The sequence below is a fragment of the Methylobacterium frigidaeris genome, assembly GCF_022179185.1.
In the GTDB taxonomy this organism is placed as follows: domain Bacteria; phylum Pseudomonadota; class Alphaproteobacteria; order Rhizobiales; family Beijerinckiaceae; genus Methylobacterium; species Methylobacterium frigidaeris.
The window spans coordinates 38180-59093 of record NZ_BPQJ01000011.1; the positions used below are offsets into that span (position 1 = coordinate 38180).

At 74.1% G+C, this 20914-nt stretch carries 16 protein-coding genes; 13 read left to right on the forward strand and 3 right to left on the reverse strand.

What is annotated here, in order from left to right:
• Positions 1-19: 19 nt before the first annotated feature.
• Both MFF64_RS13410 and MFF64_RS13415 read left to right on the forward strand, forming a co-directional pair.
• Entirely contained in the window at positions 20-1168 is a 1149-nt protein-coding gene (locus MFF64_RS13410; RefSeq protein WP_099906063.1) for an ABC transporter permease subunit, read from the forward strand.
• Positions 1165-1890: an ABC transporter permease gene (locus tag MFF64_RS13415; RefSeq protein ID WP_099906065.1), complete on the forward strand. Its 726-nt coding sequence runs from the start codon at positions 1165-1167 to the stop codon at positions 1888-1890. The genes MFF64_RS13410 and MFF64_RS13415 overlap by 4 nt, the downstream gene beginning before the upstream one ends.
• A gap of 3 nt (positions 1891-1893) precedes the next feature.
• Here the strand turns inward: MFF64_RS13415 and MFF64_RS13420 are convergent, their stop codons facing one another.
• Complete coding sequence (locus MFF64_RS13420; protein ID WP_099906067.1) at positions 1894-3951, reverse strand: M3 family metallopeptidase; 2058 nt, start codon at positions 3949-3951, stop codon at positions 1894-1896.
• Positions 3952-4076: 125 nt separating this feature from the next.
• Between MFF64_RS13420 and MFF64_RS13425 the strand changes: the two genes are divergently transcribed.
• Both MFF64_RS13425 and MFF64_RS13430 read left to right on the forward strand, forming a co-directional pair.
• Entirely contained in the window at positions 4077-4970 is an 894-nt protein-coding gene (locus MFF64_RS13425; protein WP_099906069.1) for an extensin-like domain-containing protein, read from the forward strand.
• 77 nt (positions 4971-5047) lie between these two features.
• The gene (locus MFF64_RS13430) at positions 5048-6133 is read left to right on the forward strand and encodes a L,D-transpeptidase family protein (protein ID WP_238191173.1); all 1086 of its coding nucleotides are present in this window, start codon (positions 5048-5050) and stop codon (positions 6131-6133) included.
• A 284-nt stretch (positions 6134-6417) separates the two neighbouring features.
• On the opposite strand, the gene gyrA is transcribed toward MFF64_RS13430, so the two are convergent.
• A complete protein-coding gene (gene gyrA, locus MFF64_RS13435; RefSeq protein ID WP_238191176.1) occupies positions 6418-9177 on the reverse strand; it encodes a DNA gyrase subunit A in 2760 nt (919 codons plus the stop codon).
• Between the two features lie 251 nt (positions 9178-9428).
• On the opposite strand from gyrA, the gene arsC reads away from it, so the two are divergent.
• Positions 9429-9854: an arsenate reductase (glutaredoxin) gene (gene arsC / locus MFF64_RS13440; RefSeq protein ID WP_238191178.1), complete on the forward strand. Its 426-nt coding sequence runs from the start codon at positions 9429-9431 to the stop codon at positions 9852-9854.
• A gap of 7 nt (positions 9855-9861) precedes the next feature.
• Entirely contained in the window at positions 9862-11085 is a 1224-nt protein-coding gene (locus tag MFF64_RS13445; RefSeq protein ID WP_238191180.1) for an MFS transporter, read from the forward strand.
• A gap of 31 nt (positions 11086-11116) precedes the next feature.
• On the opposite strand, the gene MFF64_RS13450 is transcribed toward MFF64_RS13445, so the two are convergent.
• Positions 11117-11467 carry a DUF2934 domain-containing protein gene (locus MFF64_RS13450; RefSeq protein ID WP_099905617.1) on the reverse strand — a complete coding sequence of 117 codons (351 nt, stop codon included), beginning with the start codon at positions 11465-11467 and terminating at the stop codon, positions 11117-11119.
• Positions 11468-11667: 200 nt separating this feature from the next.
• On the opposite strand from MFF64_RS13450, the gene MFF64_RS13455 reads away from it, so the two are divergent.
• The 7 genes from MFF64_RS13455 to MFF64_RS13485 all read left to right on the forward strand — a co-directional run bounded on the left by MFF64_RS13455 (position 11668) and on the right by MFF64_RS13485 (position 20890).
• Positions 11668-13590 (forward strand): methyl-accepting chemotaxis protein, encoded by a 1923-nt coding sequence (locus MFF64_RS13455; protein WP_099905619.1) that lies wholly within the window; start codon positions 11668-11670, stop codon positions 13588-13590.
• Positions 13583-14899: a chemotaxis protein CheW gene (locus MFF64_RS13460; RefSeq protein ID WP_099905621.1), complete on the forward strand. Its 1317-nt coding sequence runs from the start codon at positions 13583-13585 to the stop codon at positions 14897-14899. The genes MFF64_RS13455 and MFF64_RS13460 overlap by 8 nt, the downstream gene beginning before the upstream one ends.
• A complete protein-coding gene (gene cheB, locus MFF64_RS13465; protein ID WP_099905623.1) occupies positions 14896-15996 on the forward strand; it encodes a chemotaxis-specific protein-glutamate methyltransferase CheB in 1101 nt (366 codons plus the stop codon). The genes MFF64_RS13460 and cheB overlap by 4 nt, the downstream gene beginning before the upstream one ends.
• A complete protein-coding gene (locus MFF64_RS13470; RefSeq protein ID WP_238191182.1) occupies positions 15993-16859 on the forward strand; it encodes a CheR family methyltransferase in 867 nt (288 codons plus the stop codon). The genes cheB and MFF64_RS13470 overlap by 4 nt, the downstream gene beginning before the upstream one ends.
• Positions 16852-18900, forward strand: a complete 2049-nt coding sequence (locus MFF64_RS13475; RefSeq protein ID WP_238191184.1) for a chemotaxis protein CheA — start codon at positions 16852-16854, stop codon at positions 18898-18900. Before MFF64_RS13470 ends, MFF64_RS13475 begins: the two co-directional genes overlap by 8 nt.
• The gene (locus MFF64_RS13480) at positions 18897-19154 is read left to right on the forward strand and encodes a hypothetical protein (RefSeq protein ID WP_099898769.1); all 258 of its coding nucleotides are present in this window, start codon (positions 18897-18899) and stop codon (positions 19152-19154) included. The genes MFF64_RS13475 and MFF64_RS13480 overlap by 4 nt, the downstream gene beginning before the upstream one ends.
• Before the next feature lie 284 nt (positions 19155-19438).
• A complete protein-coding gene (locus MFF64_RS13485; protein ID WP_099898780.1) occupies positions 19439-20890 on the forward strand; it encodes a peptidoglycan L,D-endopeptidase MepK in 1452 nt (483 codons plus the stop codon).
• Positions 20891-20914 lie beyond the last annotated feature (24 nt).

The following is a 20914-nucleotide window of genomic DNA, read 5'->3' on the forward strand; positions in this document are numbered from 1 at the left end:
ACGCCATGACCTCTACGCCATGACATCGCTGACGCGACCTGCCGCCTGGCTCCCGCTCGCCGCCGCCGGCCTCGCCGTCGCGGCGCTCGCGGGCCTGCCGTTTCTCACCCTGGCGCCGAATCGCCTCGTGCCTGGTGCTCCCGTCGGCTGCGGCCTCCCCGGGGCGGCGGCGGGCGCGCTCGCGGCCGGGGCGGCCGTGCTGCTCGCGGGTCAGGCACGGTCCTGGCGCGCCCGGGCCGCCCTCGCGGCGGCGCTGATTGCCTGGTGCGTGCTGCTCGTCGGCCTCGGACACGGCGCCGCCGGTCTCCTCGCGGGCCAGAAGCCGGCCGCCCGGGCCGTGCTCGGCTCGGGGGCGTGGCTCGCCCTCCTGGCGATGGCGGGCCTCGCCGGGGAGGCGGCGAGGGCCATCTTGCCGCGCCGGGGTGGTCTCGCCGCCACCCTGCTGCTGCTTGGCCTCACGGTGCTGATCGCCTGGGCGGGCCTCCTCGATTCGCTCTCGCTGGCGGTCGAGTACCGGGCGCGGGCGGATGCCGTGGCGGCGGCCGTGATGCAGCATCTCGGGCTCTCCGGGGCGTCGCTCCTCCTCGCGCTCGCGCTCTCCGTGCCCCTGGCACTCCTGCGCCTGCGCGATGGGCCGGCCGCGCGCCTCGTCGACGGGCTCGTCAGCGGAATCCAGGTCGTGCCGGCCCTGGCGCTCTTCGCCGCCCTGGTGGCGGGCCTGTCGGGCCTGCTCGCCCTGGTGCCGGCCCTGCGGAGCCTCGGTCTTGCCGCCATCGGGCCGGTGCCGGCGGTGATCGGCACCGCCGCCTATCTCGCCCTGCCGCTGGTGAGCGGGCTCGCCGCCGGCCTCGCGGCGGCGGATCCCGACGTGCTCGCCGCCGCCCGGGCGATCGGCCTCACGCCGCGCGAGGTGCTGCTGCGGGTGCGCCTGCCGCTGGGCGCGCCGGTGCTGATGGGCGCCCTGCGGGTGGCGGCGGTGCAGAGCGTCGGCCTCGCCACCCTCGGCGGCCTCGTCGGGGCCGGCGGCCTCGGGGCACTGGTCTTCGAGGGCATGGCGCAGTTCGCCCAGGACCTGATCCTGCTCGGGGCGCTCCCGGTGATCGGCCTCGCCCTGGCGGTCGATGCCGGGCTCGCGCTCCTCGCTGGCACCGGGGAGCAGCCGGCATGAATCGCGCGCTCGTGCCTCTCCTGGTGGCCGTGTGCCTCGCGGTGCTCAGCCTGCCCGATGTCGCCGGGTTCGTGGTCCGGGCCCTCGGCCTCCAGGCCGGCACGCCGGTGCCGGCCGGGCGCCTCGCCTGGCTCGCCCGCCAGCACCTCGCCCTGGCAATCGTGGGCTTCCTCCTCGCGGGCGGAGCCGGGCTCGGGCTCGGCATCCTGGCGACCCGCGCCGCGGGAGCGCGCCTCAAGCCCACCCTCGACACCCTGGCGGCGGCGGCGCAGGCCGTCCCGCCCCTGGTGGTGGTGGCCCTCGCCCTGCCGGTGATCGGGTTCGGTGCGCCGCCGATCCTGCTGGCGCTCGCCGCCTACGGGCTGATGCCGGTGATGCGCGGCACCGTCGGGGCGCTCGCCACCGTGCCGGAGGAGGTGCGGCGGGCGGCGCGGGGCATGGGACTCACTCCCGCCCAAACGCTCGTCCGGGTGGAATTGCCGCTTGCCGCCGGGCCGATCCTCGAAGCCCTGCGGGTGGTGCTGGTCCTGGCGGTGGCGACCGCCGCGATCGGGGCGCTCGCGGGCGCCCAGACCCTCGGCACACCGATCATCGTCGGGTTGCAGAACCAGAACAACCTGGCGCTGGTCCAGGGCGCCGCGGCGGCCGCGGCGCTCGCCTTCCTGGCCGATGCGGCGTGGCTCGCCGCAATGGCGGGGTTGGGCCGGTTGCTGCGGGGTTGAGGCCTACGCCGCCAGCCCCCGCTTGCGCAGGAGCGGCGCGGTGCTCGGCAGCCGGCCGCGGAAGGCCGTGTAGGCGTTGCGGGCGTCGCGCAGGTTGCCGGCGCCGTAGACGTAGGTGCGCAGGCGCTCGGCGGTGGCGGGATCGAAGATGTTTCCGGCTTCCCGGAAGGCATCGAAGGCGTCGGCGTCCAGCACCTCGGACCAGAGATAGCTGTAATAGCCGGCCGCGTAGCCCTCGCCGGCGAAGACGTGCTGGAAGTGCGGCGTGCGGTGGCGCATCGCGATCTCGGCCGGCATGCCGATGCGGCGCAGCGACTCGGCCTCGAAGGTCAGCGGATCGATGCCGCTCTCGGCTAGAGGCGAGAGGTGCAGGTCGAGGTCGACGATGGCCGAGGCGGTGTACTCCACCGTGGCGAAGCCCTGGTTGAAGGTGCGGGCGGCCAGCAGCCGGCGCAGCAGGTCCTCGGGCATCGGTTCGCCGGTGCGGTAGTGGCGGGCATGGGCCCGCAGCACCTCCGGCTGCTCCAGCCAGTGCTCGTAGAGCTGCGAGGGCAGCTCCACGAAGTCGCCCGCCACTGCGGTGCCGGCGAGCAGCGGGTAGGTGACGTTCGAGAGCAGCCCGTGCAGGGCGTGGCCGAATTCGTGGAACAGCGTCCGGGCGTCGTCGAAGGAGAGCAAAGCCGGCTCGCCCTCAGCCCCCTTGGCGAAGTTCATCACGTTGACGATGATCGGCGTGACCTCGCCGGTCAGGCGCTCTTGCGAGCGGAAGCCGCTCATCCAGGCGCCCGATCGCTTGCTCGGCCGCGCGAAGTAATCGCCGAGGAAGAGGCCGATCACCCGCCCGTCCCGGTCGGCGACCTCCCAGGCCCGCACCTCCGGGTGGTAGCGCGGCACGTCCGGCAATTCGGCGAAGGAGAGGCCGAACAGGCGGTGCGCCGTGTCGAAGGCAGCCTGGATCATGCCCTCCAGCGGCAGGTACGGCTTGATCTCGCCCTCGTCGAGATCGTGCTCGCGCCGGCGCAGGCGCTCGGCGTAGTGGCGCCAGTCCCAGGGCGCGAGGTCGAAATTCTGGCCGTCCTCGCGGGCGAGGGCCTGAAGCCGGTCGCGCTCGGCTTCGGCCCGCCGGCGGGCCGGCGCCCAGACCTCCTCCAGCAGGCCGGCCGCGGCCTCGGGGCTGCCCGCCATCGTGTCGTCGAGGCGGAAGGCGGCGTAGCTGTCGTAGCCGAGGAGGCGGGACCGCTCGGCGCGCAGGCGCAGGGTCTCGGTGATGATCGCCCGGTTGTCGGTCTCACCGCCGTTCTCGCCACGGCGGATCCAGGCGGCGTAGGCGCGCTCGCGAAGATCACGGCGGGTCGAGAAGACCAGGAACGGATCGATCAGCGAGCGCGACAGGGTGACGACGTGGCGGCCGGGCAGGCCGCGCTCCTCGGCGGCGCGCGCCGCGGCGGCGCGCAGGAAGGGGGGCAGGCCGGCGAGGTCGTCCTCACTGGTCAGCTCCAGCGTGAAGGCGCCCTCGTCGGCGAGCAGGTTCTGGCTGAACTGCGTGCCGAGCTCGGCGAGCCGTGCGGCGATCGCGGCCACCCGCTCCTTGGCCTCGGCGTCGAGCTCGGCCCCGGCGCGGCGGAAGCGCAGGCGGTAGCGCTCGCGCACCCGCTTCTCCTCGTCGCTCAAGCCCTCCTCGCCGATGGCGGAGACCCGCGCCCAGAGATCCGGGTTGAGGTAGATCGCGCTGCCGTGGCGGGCGAGCCGCGGCGCCACCGCCCGCTCCACCGCCTGCAGCTCCGGGTTCGTGTGGCTGCCGGTGAGGTTGAAGAAGGTCGAGGAGACCCGGCGCAGGGCCTGGCCGGAGCGCTCCAGCGCCTCGATCGTGTTGGCGAAGGTCGGTGCCTCGGGATTGCCGGCGATCGCCTCGATCTCGGCGACGTGCTGGGCCAGCGCCCGCTCGAAGGCCGGCTCGTAATGCGAGGGCGCGATGCGCTCGAAGGGCGGCAGCCCGTGGGGCGTCGTCCAGGCCGGCTCGGAGAAGGGGTTGGGCTCGTGCTCCGCCGTGACGCCGCGCATGCTGGTCCTCTCGCTCGAATGGCGGGCGACGATAGACCCTGGGGCGGGACGCGCAAGCGCGGCATGACGCGCGGGAACGGCCACGCTTGCCCGGCCGTTGAGAAGCGGGACTGGGGGAGGGCGCGATGCCGGGGACGATCGTGGGGCGAATCCTCGCCGCGCTGGTGGGGGCAGCCGTCGTCGTGGGTCCGGCGGCGAGCCAGACCTCGGCGGGCCAGCCGCCGCTGAGCCGGGTTCCCGCCGATCAGGTACCCCTGCCGCCGCCCCGGCCCGAGGAGGCCAAGGGCCCGGCCGCCACCGAACCCGCGGGCAAGGAGCCGGCGGGCAAGGACGCGAGCCCCGAAGGAGCCGGCAAGGAGACCGCTCGGGAGACTGCCAAGGAGGCGCCCGCGTCGCCCATCCCCGAGCCGGCCCCGCTGCCGCCCGAGCGGCCCGCCGACGTCCCGTCCGGTCCGACGCCGACACCCGCCACGATCGTGCCGGACGACACCGCCTGCCTGCGCCGGCTCGACCGCCTCGGGGTGAAGGCCGAGCCGGTGGCGCCCCTCGCCGACGGGCTGTGCGGGGCGGCCAAGCCCCTGCGGGTGACCGCGTTGCCGGACGGCGTCGTGCTCGCGCCCGCCGCCACCCTCACCTGCGTCGCCGCGGAGGCGCTCGGCCGCTGGAGCACCGAGGTGCGGGTGATCGCCGAGCGTACCCTCTCCAAAGTGCCGCAGGCCTTCCAGATCGGCGGCTCCTACGAGTGCCGCGGCCAGAACCACGATCCGAGCGCCAAGCTCAGCGAGCACGCCTACGCCAACGGGGTCGACGTGATGGGCTTTGCCTTCGAGGGGAGGGCGCCGGTCACGGTGGGCGCGACGCGGGAGGGCACGCCGGAGGCGGCGTTCGAGGCCGCGGTCCGGGTCCGCGCCTGCGGCTTCTTCCGGACCGTGCTCGGCCCCGGCTCCGACGCCGCTCACGCCAATCACCTCCACCTCGACGAGCGCGAGCGCCCGGCCGGCCATCGTCTGTGCCAGTGAACGCGAAAAATGCGGGAACGGGAGGAAGCGTCCGGCGCTTTTAGGCCTTGCTGATCTCGTGTGCAGGAGAGTGTCGGATGCGGAGGACGGCGAGGCTCGGGGCGGCTCTGCTGGTGGTGGGGCTTTCGGGCGCGGCCGGCGCCGCGGAAACTCCCTTGACGGCGGAGGCGATCAACCAGGCGCAGTTCGGCGCCAAGGCGGACGGCAAGGAGAAGAGTCAAGAGAGGGGCAAGGAAGCCGGCAAGAAGGATACGAAGCCCGCGAAGGCCGCCGAGAATCGCGCCGACCCGCTGACGGTGCGGGTGCAGGTGCTGCTCGACCGGGCCGGCTTCTCGCCCGGCGCCATCGACGGGCGCGACGGCGACAACCTGCGCGGGGCGCTGGCGGGCTTCGCCAAGGCCAAGGGCCTGACCGTCTCGGGCAAACTCGACGCGCCCGTCTGGCAGGCGCTGTCCGGCACCAGCCAGGACCCGGCGGTGACGCAGTACACGTTGACCGAGCAGGATGTCGCCGGCCCGTTCGTCGAGCAGATCCCGCCGAAGATGGAGGAGCAGGCCGACCTGAAGGCGCTCTCCTACACCTCGCCGGCCGAGATGCTGGCCGAGCGCTTCCACATGAGCACGGGCCTCCTGGAGGCGCTCAACCCCGATGCCCCGCTGACCAAGGCCGGCACGGCGATCACGGTCGCGGCCGTGCCGCCGCTGGAGACCGGGCGCATCCCCGCCAAGGAGCTGCCCGAAGCGCCGAAGGTCACACGTATCGAGGTCGACAAGGATGCGCTCCAGGTCCGCGCCTACGGCGAGGACGGAGCCCTGCTGCACCTCTACCCGGCCTCGATCGGAAGCGAGGAGAAGCCGGCGCCGAGCGGCGTCCTGACAGTGAAGGCCGTCGCCTTCGACCCGAATTATACCTACAACCCGAAATACGAGTTCAAGGGCGTGGAGTCGAAGCGCAAGTTCACCATCAAACCCGGCCCGAACAACCCGGTCGGCGTGGTCTGGATCGATCTCTCGGGCGATGACGGCTACGGCATCCACGGCACGCCCGAGCCGGAGAAGGTCGGCAAGACCGAATCGCATGGCTGCGTCCGGCTCACCAATTGGGATGCGCGTGATCTCGCGAAACACGTCGAGAAGGGCGCGAAGGTGGATTTCGGGAAGTGAGCGGACGCTTCGCTGGGTGAATCCGAAAAGTCGCGGGATCCTCTCTCCAGGTGATCCCGGGCTTGCCCGGTATCGCTGCAAGGTGTGGGAAAGGGGTAGGGGCGATCGAAGATCGCGCGAGGTTGAGACAGTTCAGGATCAAGTACCGTACGTCGAGCTGCCAGCACGGCGCTCGGCGCTTTACACGGAAGCGCGCCACCCTCACCCCTAACCCCTCTCCCATACGGGAGAGGGGAATCGCGCTGCTCTCGAATATTGGGAGCCTAGCCGGCCGAGCAGGACGATCAGCCCCCCTCGACCTCCCCACCATCCCCCTCGATCTCGGCGTCCGCCTCGCCCTCGCCCTCGATGTGCTCCACCGACACCACCTTCTCGGTCTTGTCGGTGTTGAACACCGTGACGCCCTGCGAGGCGCGGCCGACCACCCGGATGTCGTCCACCGGAACGCGGATCAGCTTGCCGGCGTCAGTGACCAGCATGATCTGGTCGCTGGTCTCGACCGGGAAGGAGGCGACGAGGCTGCCGTTGCGGGTGTTGACCTCCATCGCCTTGATGCCCTTCCCGCCGCGGCCGGAGATCCGGTACTCGAAGGACGAGGTGCGCTTGCCGTAGCCGCGCTCCGACAGGGTGAGGACGAATTGCTCCGCCGCCCCCATGACGATGTAGCGGTCCTGATCGAGGTCGATCGAGGCCGCGGCCTCCTCGGCCTCGGGCTCCGGCGCCGCCGGCAGCTCGATCGCCTCGCCGGTGGCGCGCCGGTCGGCATTGGCCCGCTTCAGGTAGGCCTGGCGCTCCTCGGGCGAGGCTTCGAAGTGGCGCAGGATCGTCATCGAGATGACGTGGTCGTTCTTGCCCAGGTTGATGCCGCGCACGCCGGTCGAGTCGCGGCCCTTGAACACCCGGACGTCGGTGACGGGGAAGCGGATGCACTGGCCCGCCGCCGTGGTCAGCAGCACGTCGTCGGCTTCGGTGCAGATCTCGACATGGACGATGTGGTCGCCCTCGTCGAGCTTCATGGCGATCTTGCCGTTGCGGTTCACCTGCACGAAGTCGGACAGCTTGTTGCGCCGCACGCTGCCGGAGGCGGTGGCGAACATCACGTCGAGGGTCTCCCAGGACGCCTCGTCCTCGGGCAGCGGCATGATGGTGGTGATGCGCTCCGCCCCCTGGTCGAGGGGCAGGATGTTGACGAGGGCCTTGCCGCGGGCGTTCGGCGCCGCGAGCGGCAGCCGCCACACCTTCTCCTTGTAGGCCTGGCCCTGCGAGGAGAAGAACAGCACCGGGGTGTGGGTGTTGGCGACGAACAGGCGGGTGACGAAGTCCTCGTCGCGCATCGACATGCCGGCCCGGCCCTTGCCGCCGCGGCGCTGGGCCCGGTAGGTCGAGAGCGGCACCCGCTTGATGTAGCCGGCGTGGGACACGGTCACGACCATGTCCTCGCGCTGGATCAGGTCCTCGTCCTCGACGCTGGAATCCCAGTCGAGGATCTCGGTCTTGCGCGGGGTGGCGTACTCGGCCCGCACCTCGGCCAGCTCGTGCTTGACGATGCCCATGATGCGGGCGCGCGAGCGCAGGATGTCGAGGTAGTCGGCGATCTCGTCGGCGAGGCGCTTCAGCTCGTCGCCGATCTCGTCGCGGCCGAGGGCGGTCAGGCGCTGCAGGCGCAGGTCGAGGATGGCACGGGCCTGGGTCTCGGACAGGCGGTAGGTGCCGTTCTCGCTCACCCGGTGGCGCGGATCGTCCACCAGCGCGATCAGCGGCGCGATGTCCTCCGCCGGCCAGTCGCGGGCCATCAGGGCCTCGCGGGCGGTGTTCGGATCGGGCGAGGTGCGGATCAGCCGGATCACCTCGTCGATGTTGGCGACCGCGATGGCGAGGCCGCACAAGACGTGGGCGCGCTCGCGCGCCTTGTTCAAGAGGAACTTCGTGCGGCGGGAGACGACCTCCTCGCGGAAGTCGATGAAGGCCTGGATCAGGTCCTTGAGGTTCAGGAGCTCGGGCCGGCCGCCGTTCAGCGCCACCATGTTGCAGCCGAAGCTCGTCTGCAGCGGGGTGTAGCGGTAGAGCTGGTTCAGCACCACGTCGGCGACGGCGTCGCGCTTCAGCTCGACGACGATGCGCATGCCGTCGCGGTCGGATTCGTCGCGCAGGTCGGCGATGCCCTCGACGCGCTTCTCGCGCACCAGATCGGCGATCTTCTCGACCAGCGAGGCCTTGTTCACCTGATACGGGATCTCGGTGAAGATCAGCGCCTCGCGCTCCTTGCGCAACTCCTCGATGTGGGACTTCGCCCGCATGATCACCGAGCCGCGCCCGGTCATGTAGGCCGAGCGGGTGCCCGAGCGCCCGAGGATCGAGCCGCCGGTGGGGAAGTCCGGCCCCGGGATGATGTCGTTCAGGCCCTCGATGGTGATCGCCGGATCGTCGATGAGGGCGATGCAGCCGTCGATCACCTCGCCGAGATTGTGCGGCGGGATGTTGGTCGCCATGCCGACCGCGATGCCGCCGGCGCCGTTGACGAGGAGGTTCGGGAAGCGGGCGGGCAGGACCGCCGGCTCGTCCTTCGACTCGTCGTAGTTCGGGTTGAAGTCGACGGTGTCCTTGTCGATGTCCTCGAGCAGCGCCATCGACGGTTTCGCAAGGCGCGACTCGGTGTAGCGCATCGCCGCCGGCGGGTCGCCGTCGATCGAGCCGAAGTTGCCCTGACCGTCCACCAGCATCAGCCGCATGGCGAAGTCTTGGGCCATGCGGACGAGGGCGTCGTAGATCGACTGGTCACCGTGCGGGTGATACTGACCCATCACGTCGCCGACGATGCGGGCCGACTTCACGTACTTGCGGTCCGGCAGGTAGCCGTTCTCGTACATGGAGTACAGGATGCGGCGGTGCACCGGCTTGAGGCCGTCGCGCGCGTCCGGCAGGGCCCGGCTGACGATGACGCTCATCGCGTAGGCCAGGTAGGACTGGCGCATCTCGTCGGTGATCGAGACGGGCTTGATGTCGGTCGCGGGCGGCGGTGCGCCGGTCGGGTCGTTCTCTGCCAAGGTCTGTCTCTCGTCGCGGCCCGCGCGGGCTCACACTCTCTCGCCGGACGGCTTAGCCGATTTGCGCCCCGGGTGCCAGCGTCACCCGCGGAAGGCGAGGCAAATCAGCATCTTAGATGGGCGTTCCGGAGATGTTCCACAACCCCGCCGGACTCCTGTGGACGAGTGTCCCGCGAACTCGTTAGAGATTGGCAAAGGATGCGGGAGAAGGGCGCCGGTGGCGGCCCGCCCGCCGCGGGAGGCCGCCGCCCATGGACGTCGTGATCTATCACAACCCGGCCTGCGGCACGTCGCGCAACGTGCTGGCGATGATCCGCAATGCCGGCCTCGAGCCTCACGTCGTCGAGTACCTGAAGACCCCGCCGACGCGGGACCTGCTGCGCCGGCTCCTCGCCCGGGCCGGCCTCACGGTGCGCGACGTGCTGCGGAACAAGGGCACGCCCTACGCCGCGCTCGGCCTCGACGACGAAGGCCTCTCCGACGACCAGCTCCTCGACGCGATCGCCGCCCATCCGGTCCTGCTCGAACGCCCGCTGGTGGCGAGCCCCCGCGGCGTGCGTCTGTGCCGCCCCTCCGAACGGGTGCTGAACCTGCTGCCGCCGCAACAGGGCGAGTTCGTGAAGGAGGACGGCGAGCGCGTGATCGACGAGCACGGGCGCCGGGTCGCCACGGCGTGATGGTCCGATGATCTCGCAAGGGCGCTGGCGGGTCATCTCCGCCCTCGGCATCGTGCAGATCCTCGCCTGGGGCTGCAGCTACTACCTGCTGACGGTGCTCGGGCCGTCGATCGCGGCGGAGACCGGCTGGGGGCTGCCGTGGATCTTCGGCAGCCTCACCGCCGGCATGCTGACGGCGGGCCTCGTCGCGCCGCATGCCGGCCGGATGATCGGCCGCCACGGCGGGCGGCCGGTCCTGGCGGTCTCGGGTCTGCTCCTCGCCACCGGGCTCGTGCTGCTGGCGCTCGCGCCGAACCTGCCGGTCTTCGGCCTCGCCTGGCTGGTGATCGGCGCCGGGATGGGGTCGGGGCTCTACGACGCCGCCTTCGCCACCCTCGGGCGGCTCTACGGCGCCGATGCGCGCCCGGCGATCACGGCGCTGACCCTGTGGGGCGGCTTCTCCAGCACCCTGTGCTGGCCGCTCTCGGCCTTCCTGCTCGCGCATCTCGGCTGGCGCGGCACCTGCCTGACCTATGCCGCGCTGCAGCTCGGCGTGTGCCTGCCGCTGATCCTCGGGCTGATCCCGCGCGCCGCCCCGCGGCCGGTGACGGCGGGCAACCGACCGGATACGGTGTCGCTCGACGCCGCGGAGCGGCCGGTCTTCCTCGTCCTCGCCGCGGTGGTGACCTGCACCGGCATCACCACCTCGATCGTCTCCGTCCACCTGCTGACCCTGCTGCAGGATCGCGGCCTGTCGCTGGCGGGGGCGGTGTCCCTCGGCACCCTGGTCGGGCCGTCGCAGGTCGGGGCGCGGCTCCTCGAAGTGGCCAATCGCAGCCGGCACCACCCGATCTGGACGCTCACCGTCGCGGTGGTGCTGATGGCGGTCGGACTGGTGCTGCTGTGGAGCGGGCTGCCGGCGCCGGGACTGGTGCTGGTGATCTACGGCGCCGGCAACGGGCTCTACTCGATCGGTCGCGGCACCCTGCCGCTCGCCCTGTTCGGACCCGATCGCTACGCGGCCCTGCTCGGCCGGTTGGCGAAGCCGAGCCTCGCCGCCCAGGCCCTCGCGCCGTCCGCCGCGGCCTACCTCATCGCCCATGCGGGCGCCGACGCGACGCTGGCGGCGCTGGCGGTCTTGGGCGTGATCAACGTCGCCCTCGTCGGCGCGCTGTGGCGGGTCCGCCGCGGCACGGTGCCGGTCCGGGTCGCGGCCGATGAAAAGCCCCTCCCGCAGGGCGGAAGGGGCTGAAGCCGGTCGGGCGCGGCTGCGCCCGACGCGATCAATGGGTGGTGACGTTCTCGCCGGCCGCAGCGGCGCGACGCCGGCGCGGTGCCGGCTTCGCCGCGGCCTCGACCACCTCGGCCACCGTCTTGGCAACGGCGCTCTTGGCAACGGCGCTCTTGGCCGCGGCCGGCTTGCGGGCCGCCGGCTTGCGCGCGGGCTTGGCGGCGATCGCCTCCGCGGCGGCCGGCGCCTCGGTCGCGGTCCGCAGCTCGCGCTCGGCCGGCTCCTGGTGAGCCAGCTCCTGCTCGGCGAGATGCCAGTAATGCTCGTCGCGGCCCGGCGCGCGGCCGTCCCGCTCCCACAGGGCGTAGGCCCGCTCGCGGATGCTCGTTTCGAAGTGATCCATCCCGACCTCCTCGGTGTTCAGTTGAGCGGACCATCGCGGCTCGTGGTTAAGGAAGCCCTAACTCGCGCAATCCCGATCGGCCTGCGGCGGGAAGAGGCGGGAGCCGGCACCATCCTCCCCAGCCCGATCGCCCCAGCGCGCTTGCCCCCGCCCGCCACCTCCGGCACACCGGCGCAGGCGCGAGCGGGTTTCAGGCTGCGATGGCATTGGTGAAGAAGGCGAAGCTCGCGGCCCGGGACGGTGCGTCCGAGCTGCCGGACGCGGTGCAGGGTCCCGCACCCGCGCCCCGGCGCGTCCGCACGCGCGAGCGGGCGGGAACGCGCCGGCAGAAGGCGACCGAGCGCCTGGGCGCCGCCACCGAGGAGCTGGCGGCGGGCGTCACCGAGGCCTCGGCGGCGGCCGAGGAGCTGCGCCGGGCGATGGAGCAGATCGCCGGCGGGGCCGAGGAGGCCGCCGGCGCCGCGCAGGAATCCCTCGCCGCGGTGGCGGCGATCGTCGGGCGCTTCGGCGAGGCGCGGGAACGGGCCGACCTGGCGCGCCAGCGCACCGCCGCGTTTCAGTCCGTGCTCGCCGAGGCCGGCGCCCAGGCGACCCAGTCGGTCGCGGCGATCGAGGCCGAGGCCGGGCGGCAGGCCGTGACCGTCGTCATCGTCGACGAGCTCGACCGCGGGGCTGCGAGCATCGGCGAGGTCACCGGCACGGTCGGGGGGATCGCGGACCAGACCGGGCTTCTCGCCCTCAACGCCGCCCTGGAGGCGGCCCGGGCCGGGGAGCACGGCCGCGGCTTCACGGTCGTCGCCGACGAGGTGCGAGCCCTCGCCGAGACCGCGGAGGCGGCGGCCGGGGAGGTGCGGGAGCGGGCCGAGGCGATCCGGGGCGAGATCCGGGCGCTCGGCGCCGCGATCCGGGACGCCGCCGCGCGGGCGGAGGCGGAAGCCGCCTCGGGCGGGCGCGTCGCCCGGCAGCTCGAGGCGGCACGGGCCGATCTCGGGACCCTGGCGGAGGGCGCGCAGGACATCCTGGCGGCGGCGCTCCGGGCGGAGGCCACGACCCACGAGGCGCAGAGAGGCGCCGAGCAGGTCGCGGCCGCGGCCGAGGAGCAGTCCGCCGCGGCCGAGGAGGCGCAACGCGCGGTGGCCCAGCAGACTGAGGCCCTCGACCAGGGCCAGGTCACCGCCGAGGCCTTGGCGGCTCTGGCCGAGACCCTGCGGGACAGCGCCGGGCATGCGAGCGCGGACGACATCGGGGGCGCTGCCGACGCGCTCTCGGCCTCGATTCAGGAATTGTCCGGCGCCGCCGCCGAGATCCTCGCCGCCATCGAGCAGATCAGCCGCGGCCTGACCCTCCAGAGCGCCGCGGCCCGGCAATCCGCCGCCGCCATGGCGGAGATCGAGCGCGCGGCCGCGGAGGCCCGGACCGGCGCCGATCTCGCCCTGGCGCAGGTCGCAGGCCTCGCCGAGACCCTGAGCGAGGCCCGCGCCACCCTCGGTGCCCTCGCCGACGGGGTCGGGCAGGCCCTCGATGGGATGCGCGCCTCCCTCGACCGCCTCGGCACGATCGAGGCGGGCACCGGGCGCATCGAGACGATCGTGGAGGGCATCGCCCTCGTGGCGGTGCAGATCGGCATGCTGGCGGTGAGCGGCGCGATCGAGGCCGCCCGGGCCGGCGAGGCGGGCCAGGGCTTCGCGCTAGTCTCGGCCGACATCCGGGCGCTGTCGCGCGACGCTAGCGCCGGCGCCGAGCGGATCCGCTTCACGCTGCGGACGATCCGGGACGGCGCCGCCGCCCTGCGCCGCGCCCTCGAACGCTCGGTGGCGACCGCCGAGGCCGAGGTGGCGAAGAACCGCGCCCTGATGGCGGGCCTCGCCGCGGTCGCGACCGACGTGGCGGAGCTGGAACAAGCCAACCGCGAGATCGCCGGCGGGGCCGACGCCATCCTGACCGCCGCCGCCGGTATCGCGGCGGGCGCCCGCCAGATCGCCGCGGCCGCCGAGGAGGCCGACCGCGCCTCGAGCGAGGCCGCCACCGCCGCCCGCCAGCAGGCCCGCGGAGCCGAGGATCTGGCGGCGGCGGTCGAGGAGATCGCGCTGCTGGCCGACGAGCTGCAGGGCGCGGATGGCTGAGGCCGGGCCGGGTCGCTTCCTCCTCGTCGCGCTCGACGAAGACGGCACGCGCGTCGCCCTTCCGGCGGAGCGAGTGCGCGCCCTGGCGCCGGTCCCGGCCCTGACCCGGGTGCCGGGGGCGCCGGCCTCCCTCGTCGGCCTCGCCGACCGGCGCGGCACCACGCTCCCGGTCCTCGACCTCGCCCGGCTGCTCGCACCGGCCGCGAGCCCGGTGCCCCCGGGCCGGATGGTGCTGGCCGAGGCGGGCGAGACGGTCGGGCTCCTCGTCGCTCGCGTCGTCGGCCTCGCGGCGGATCCGGGTGGGGCCGCGATCCTCGACCTGCCGGGTCTCGTCGCAGGCCTCCTGCCCCGGCGGGCGGCGGGATCCGCCGACTCGACCGCCCGGGGCGCAGCCGTCGGGCCGTCATCGCCGCGGTCCACACCGAAGATCGCCCTTCTGGCGCTCACGGTCGCGGGGCGGTCCTACGCCCTGCCGCTCGACGCGGTCGAGGCGGTGACACGACCGCCGCAGACCCTCACGTCGGTCCCCGAAGCCGGATCTGCGTCCCTCGGCGCGATGCCGTGGTGCGGGCGGGCGCTGCCGCTCCTCTCCCTCTCCGCCCGGCTCGGGCTCGGAGCCGCTGCCGGCACCCGGGTCGCGGTGCTCCGCGGCATCGGTCTGGTGGCCGAGCGGGTCGGGCCGGTGCTGCGCGTGAGCCCGGAGGCGATCGACCCGGTGCCCCGGGCCCTGCGCCGCGACGGGCTGGCTGCCGGCTTCGTCCGCCTCGACGACGGGACTCTCGTCTGCCTGCTGTCGCCGCAGGCCCTGGCCGCCACAGCCGAGCCGGAGCAGCCACGAGAAGACCCCGTCGCTGCCGGCACCGAGCCGATCGTGGTGGTCGACCTCGCGGGGCGCGCCTACGGCCTGCCCGTCGGGATGGTGCGCCGGGTTCAGCGGGCGCCGGATGCGCTCACGCGGGTGCCCGGAGCGCCCGCCGGCCTCGCCGGGATGCTGGCGGTACGCGGCGGAGCGCTGCCGGTCCTCGACCTGCACCGGCGCCTCGGCCTCGATCACGCGGCGTCCGCGTCCGGTGCCGAGACCCGGCGCCGACGCCTCGTGGTGGTCGAGGCCGGGGGCTTGCTGGCCGGCCTCCTCGTCGACGGCGCGGCGCGGCTGGTGCGGCCGGAGGCCGGGGCGATCCGGCCGGCGCCGGAGGCGCTTGGCGCCGCGCTGACCCGGGTGGCCGACCTTCCGGACGGGCCGCTGCCGCTGATCGATCCCGCAGCGCTGCTCGGCCGCGCCGCGTTCGCCGGGAGGTCCGCCGCATGATCCGCCTCCTCGTGGTCGACGACTCGGCCCTGATGCGCAAGGTTCTGGGCGCCATCTTCGCCGCCGAGGGCGATTTCGATCTGGCCTTCGCCCGCGACGGGCTGGAAGCCCTCGACCTCCTGCCGCGCTTCGCGCCGGACGTGGTGACCCTCGACGTGACCATGCCGGGCCTCGACGGGCTCGCATGCCTCGACCGGATCATGCTGGAGCGGCCCTGCCCGGTGGTGATGCTGTCCTCCCTCACCGGGGAAGGGGCCGAGGCGAGCCTTGAGGCGCTTGCGCGGGGCGCGGTCGACGTCCTGGAGAAGCCCGCCGGCGCGGTGTCGCTGGAGATCGACCGGTTCGCCCCGGTGCTGGTGCAGACGGTGCGGGCGGCGGCCCGGGCCCGGCCGCGCACCGCCCTCGGCCTCACGGCGCGCCTGCGCACCCGCCATGCCGATCTCGCGCCGCGTCCCGTGCCGGCGGCGCGCCCGGCGCCGCATCGGACGAACCCGGACCCGGCTCCAGACTTGCCGGCGGATCCGGCCGGCGGCCTCGTCCTCGTCGGAGCCTCGACCGGGGGGCCGCCCGCCCTGACCGCCCTCCTGAGCGAGCTGACCGCGGACTTTCCCTGGCCGATCGTCGTCGCCCAGCACATGCCGTCGACCTTCACCGGTCCGCTCGCTCGGCGGCTCGACGGGATCTGCGCGCTCGCGGTGCAGGAGGTGACGGTGCCCGTGCCCCTGGTCCCGGGGCGGGTCTATGTCGGGCGCGGCGACGCCGACGTGATCGTGGTGCGCCGGCCCGGCGGCCTGATGGCGGCCCCGGCCCCGGCCAAGGCCGACTACCCCTGGCATCCGAGCGTCGACCGCCTGGTGGAGAGTGCCCTCGGCCTCGTGCCGCCGCGGCAGCTCGTCGGGGTACTGATGACCGGCATGGGCCGCGACGGCGCCCGCACCATGGCGGCCCTGCGGGCCCGCGGCGGGCGCACCATCGCCGAGGCGGAAGCGACGGCGGTGGTCTGGGGCATGCCGGGCGAATTGGTGCGGGCCGGGGGCGCCAGCGTGATCGCCCCGCTGGAGGCGATCGCGGCCGAACTGACGGCTCTCGTCGCATGACCCTCGATGAGCCCGACTTCCTCGGTGAGGCCGACTTGGCGCGGGTCTGCGATCTGCTCTACCGGCAGACCGGCATCCTGGTGCCGGGGAACCGGCGCGCCTTCATCGAGCGCCGGGTGCTGGAGCGGATGCGTGCCACCGGAGCGGACGCCCTGCCGGCCTATCTCGCCCGGCTGCGGGCCGATGCGGACGGCGAGGTGCAGCATTTCGTCAACGCCTTCACGGTCAACGAGACCTACTTCAACCGCGAGGCGCACCAGCTGCACTGCCTCTCCGGGTCGCTGATGGGCGCCGTCACCGCCGGGCGGGCGCCCGACGACCCGATCCGGATCTGGTCGATGCCCTGCGCGACGGGCGAGGAGCCCTATTCGCTGGCGATCTGGCTCCTCGAGCACTGGCCCGCGGTCGATGCCTGGGAGATCGAGATCGTCGGCTCGGACATCGACACGCGGGCGCTCGCCGCGGCCGCGGCGGGGCGCTACGGCGCTCGGGCGCTCGGCCGGCTGCCGCCCGCGCTGGTGTCGCGCTACTTCACGGCGGAAGAGGGGACGTCCGCCGGGCCGTCCTGGCGCATCCTGCCGGAGCTGCGCGGCTCGGTGCGCTTCAGCCGCCGCAACCTCGTCGATGCGGCGGGGATGGCACAGGAAGGTCGCTTCGACATCGTGTTCTGCCGCAACGTCCTGATCTACTTCGACGACGCGTCGCGACGGATCGCCGCCGCCAACCTGTTCGCCGCCCTGCGGCCGGGCGGCTTCCTCTGCCTCGGCCACACCGAGTCGATGGCTCGCATCCCGTCGCGGTTCCGCACCCGCCGCTTCCCCGACGCGATCGTCTACCAGCGCCCGGAGGACGCGCATGACTGACACGCGCTCCACCGGCGACCTGGTGACGGATTTCGTCGCCGATTTCGTGGCCGAGGCGCGCGAGCTGGTCCAGGCCGCGGCCGAGGACCTGCTGGCGCTCGACGGCGCCGCCGATCCGGCCGTGCTGAACCGGGTATTTCGCGCCGTCCACACCCTCAAGGGCTCGGCTGCCCTGTTCGACTGGCCGGACATGCTCGCCGTCCTGCACGCCGCCGAGGACGGGCTCGACGCCGCCCGCGCCGGCCGGCTCGAGACCGGTCCCGGCCTCGTCGACCTGTCGCTCGCCGCCCTCGACGCCGCGGCGCGCTGGACCGAGGCGATCGCTGCGACCGGGGCGCTCCCGGCCGGCGCCGCGGCGGAATCGGCCCGGCTCGTCGAGGGGTACCGGAGCCTGCTGGCACCGGCGGGCGGGGCGCCCGATCCGGCGCCGGCCGGCCAGATGCCCGGCCGAATCCCCAGCTTGGCGCCCGACTGGGCCGCCGGCCTCCTCGCCACCGTGCGCGAGCGGCCGGACGGCGCCGTCACCGCCCTGCGCTACGTCCCGCGGGCCGATTGCTTCTTTGCCGGCGACGACCCCCTCGGCCTGGTGCGCCGGCTGCCCGGGCTGCTCGCCCTCGATCTCGCCCCCGCCACCCCCTGGCCGCCGGCGGAGACCATCGACGTCTTCGCCTGCAACCTCGTCGTGACGCTGCTCACCGCCGATCCGCCGGCAGAGGTCGACGCGGTATTCCGTCTAGTGCGCGATCAGGTCACGGTGGCGACCCTGGCGCCGTCCGCGGGCGAGCCGGCGCCGGATGCCGAGCCGGCCTCGCCTGAATCCACCTCCGGTGCCGACGCGGCACCCCGGTCCCTGCGGGTCGATGCGGGCCGGATCGATGCCCTGGTGGCCCTGGCCGACGATCTCGCCACCGCCCGCGCGGCCCTCGGCGCGGTCGTCGCCCGGGCCGCGTCCGGGGCCGACCTCGCTGGCCTTCTCCCTGCCTTGCGGGCGAGCGACGAGCGCATCGGACGGCTCTCCGCCGAGCTGCACCGCGAGGCGGTGGGCCTGAGGCTCCAGCCCCTGGCGCGGGTCTTCCGCCGCTTCCCGCGCCCGTTGCGAGACATGGCCCGTCAGCTCGGCAAGGAGGTGACGCTGAGCCTGGAGGGCGAGGCGACCGAGGTCGACCGAGACGTGGCCGAGGGGCTGTTCGAGCCCTTGCTGCACCTCCTGCGCAACGCCGCCGACCACGGCATCGAGTCGCCCGAGGCGCGGGCCCGCGCCGGCAAGCCGCGGTCAGGCCGGATCGTCCTGCGGGCCGAGAGCCGGGGCGAGCGGGTCGTCGTCTCGGTCTCGGATGACGGGGGCGGCCTCGACCCCGCCTTCATCCGCGCCCGTGCCGCCGCCCGCGGGCTGGTGGCGCCCGCCGCCCTCGCGGCCCTCGACGAGGCGGGGCTGATCGACCTGATCTTCGCCCCCGGCTTCTCGACCGCGGCCGAGGTCGGCGCCGTCTCCGGCCGCGGCGTCGGCATGGACGCGGTGCGGGAGGCCGTTTCGCGCCTCGGCGGCCGCTGCACGGTCGAGAGCCGGATCGGGGAGGGCACCACGGTCCGGTTGATCCTGCCCCGGGCCCAGTCCCTCGCCCGGCTGCTCCTGGTCGGGATCGGGCCGGAGCTCTACGGCCTGCCGATGGAGGCCGTGGACGAGCTCGCCCGGGTGCCGCGGGCGCGCATCCGCGACCACGGCCTCGGCACCGCCACGGTCCTGCGCGACCGGACGGTGCCGGTGCTGCACCTCGCCGACCTGCTCGACCTGCCCCGCGAGACGGCGCCCGCGGAGGCCCGGCTGGCGGTGCTGCGGCTCGGCGACGAGCGCGCCGCGATCGAGGTCGACCGCTTCGCCGGCCGCCTCGACGGGCTGGTGCGGCCGTTGCCGGGCCTCGCCGCCCTGCCGGGCCTCGCCGGGACCACGCTCACCGGTGACGGCCAGGTGCTGCTGGTGCTCGATCCGGAATCCCTGGTCGGGGAGAGGCAGGGGCAAGAGCGAGGGGAGGGGATGCCGTGAGCGTGCGCCGCGACGGAGACCTGATCCACCTCGAAGGCACCTGCCCGGTGGAGGAGGCGGAGACCCTGGCCGCCCTGCTTCTCGCCCATCCGGGTTCGGGCGTGGCGTGGAGCGCCTGCACCGGGCTGCACACGGCCGTGATCCAGGTGCTGCTGCGGCTGCGCCCGTCGCTCCACGGCACCTGCGGCGATCCATTCGCGGCCCGCTGGCTCGCGCCGCTGATGGAGCGGGCGACCGACACGCAGGCAGGATGAGCGCCACTGGGCGCCGTACCCATCCCCCGGCTCCGCGCACGGGATCGTGAAGCCGGGCCGATTTTCGCCACGGTTGCGGCTTAGCCCTGCGGCCAACCCTGTCGCGGGGACCCGATAACCGTTTGTTGACGGTTTTCGGCAACCTTGCGTTCACCATGGCGGCCACGCGGCCCGAGCGAGGATGAGGGATCGTGCGAGCGCTCAAGCGTGCCGGCCGCGGGGCGGCCGACCCGGCCCGGGGAACCCGCTCCTCCCGCTCCTGCCGTCGCGGCGCCCTGGCGCTGATGGCCTGCCTGACGGCCGTGCTCGGATCGACCAGCGGCACGCAGGACGCGGTCGCCAACGGTGACACCCGCACGATCGCGATCTTCCACGAGCACACCAAGGAGAGCGCCGCGATCACGTTCAAGCGTGACGGGCGTTACGACCGGGCCGCCCTCGAGCAGCTGAACTGGCTCCTGCGCGACTGGCGCCTCGACGAGCCGACCAAGATGGATCCGCGCCTGTTCGACGTGGTGTGGGAGGCCCACCGCGCCGTTGGCTCGCAGGACGCGATCCACGTCGTCTCGGCCTATCGCTCGCCGAAGACCAACGCCGCCCTGCGCCGGCGCTCCCGCGCGGTGGCCGAGCACAGCCAGCACATGCTCGGCAAGGCGATGGATTTCTACCTCGCCGACGTCTCGATCGACCAGATCCGGGCGATCGGCATGCGGATGCAGCGCGGCGGCGTCGGCTGGTACCCGCAGGCCAACAGCCCCTTCGTCCATCTCGACGTCGGCTCGGTGCGCTCCTGGCCGCGGATGAGCCACGACCAGCTCGCCCGCCTGTTCCCGGACGGGCGCACCGTCCACCTGCCGGCTGACGGCCGTCCGATGCCGGGCTACGAGAGCGCCAGGGCGGAGATCCTGGCCCGCGGCGGCAGCGTGATGGGCGTGAGCCAGGCGATCGCGGCGGCGGACGAGGAGGACAGCCCGAACGTCGTCGGACAATTCTTCGCCATGCTGTTCGGCGGCGCGAAGCCCGCCGCCCCGCCGCCCGCCCCGGTGGTCCTGTCCGGGCGCGCGGGCCGTGTCCGCCCGGTGGCGCTCGCCAGCGCCCAGCCGGAGGATGCCGGCACGCGGGAAGTTCTCGCCCGAGATGCCCTGGCCTACGCGGCGCCGGCCGCACCCGCCGCCCTGCTGCCGCCGGCCGCGCCTCGCCAGGCCGCCTTGCCGGAGCCGGCGCCCGTTCCGCCGGAGGCCGCTCCGGCCGCCGTCGCGGCCGAGCCGGAGGCGCGCACCGAGCCGGCGCCCGAGATGCCGGCCAGAACCCCGCTGCCGCCCCGGCGCCCGTCGGAATTCGCCGCCCTGGCGGAGGCGCTGGTCGCGAGCCCGCCGCCGGTCACCGTGCCGCTGCCCCCCGCCCGCCCGGCTTCGATCCAGGTCGCCTCGGCCGATGCCGACCCGGCGGCCCTCGGCGCCATGCTCCAGCCGCGCCCCCGGGCGACGCCCGTGCCGCCGGCGCCGGCGCCAACCGATTCGAAGGCGCAGCTGCGCGCCCTGTTCAGCGCCGCGGCGGCCGCGCCGGCGGCCGAGGCCGCGACGATCCGCATCGTCCAGCGGCCCAAGAGCGGCACCCCGCCCGCCGGCCTCGTCGCCGCCCCCGCCGGCGCGGTGGCGACCCGCTTCCAGGCCGGCTCATCCGAGGACGCTCCGGGCGCCGGCCGCTTCAGCGGGTCGGCGGTCGGGCGGCGCTGAGATCGATCGAGACCGGACCGTGCG

Coding starts and splice junctions, on each gene's coding strand:
- MFF64_RS13410 (WP_099906063.1), top strand. CDS start 20: ATGACATCGCTGACGCGACCTGCCGCCTGGCTCCCGCTCGCCGCCGCC.
- MFF64_RS13415 (WP_099906065.1), top strand. CDS start 1,165: ATGAATCGCGCGCTCGTGCCTCTCCTGGTGGCCGTGTGCCTCGCGGTG.
- MFF64_RS13420 (WP_099906067.1), bottom strand. CDS start 3,951: ATGCGCGGCGTCACGGCGGAGCACGAGCCCAACCCCTTCTCCGAGCCG.
- MFF64_RS13425 (WP_099906069.1), top strand. CDS start 4,077: ATGCCGGGGACGATCGTGGGGCGAATCCTCGCCGCGCTGGTGGGGGCA.
- MFF64_RS13430 (WP_238191173.1), top strand. CDS start 5,048: ATGCGGAGGACGGCGAGGCTCGGGGCGGCTCTGCTGGTGGTGGGGCTT.
- arsC (WP_238191178.1), top strand. CDS start 9,429: ATGGACGTCGTGATCTATCACAACCCGGCCTGCGGCACGTCGCGCAAC.
- MFF64_RS13445 (WP_238191180.1), top strand. CDS start 9,862: ATGATCTCGCAAGGGCGCTGGCGGGTCATCTCCGCCCTCGGCATCGTG.
- MFF64_RS13450 (WP_099905617.1), bottom strand. CDS start 11,467: ATGGATCACTTCGAAACGAGCATCCGCGAGCGGGCCTACGCCCTGTGG.
- MFF64_RS13455 (WP_099905619.1), top strand. CDS start 11,668: ATGGCATTGGTGAAGAAGGCGAAGCTCGCGGCCCGGGACGGTGCGTCC.
- MFF64_RS13460 (WP_099905621.1), top strand. CDS start 13,583: ATGGCTGAGGCCGGGCCGGGTCGCTTCCTCCTCGTCGCGCTCGACGAA.
- cheB (WP_099905623.1), top strand. CDS start 14,896: ATGATCCGCCTCCTCGTGGTCGACGACTCGGCCCTGATGCGCAAGGTT.
- MFF64_RS13470 (WP_238191182.1), top strand. CDS start 15,993: ATGACCCTCGATGAGCCCGACTTCCTCGGTGAGGCCGACTTGGCGCGG.
- MFF64_RS13475 (WP_238191184.1), top strand. CDS start 16,852: ATGACTGACACGCGCTCCACCGGCGACCTGGTGACGGATTTCGTCGCC.
- MFF64_RS13485 (WP_099898780.1), top strand. CDS start 19,439: ATGGCCTGCCTGACGGCCGTGCTCGGATCGACCAGCGGCACGCAGGAC.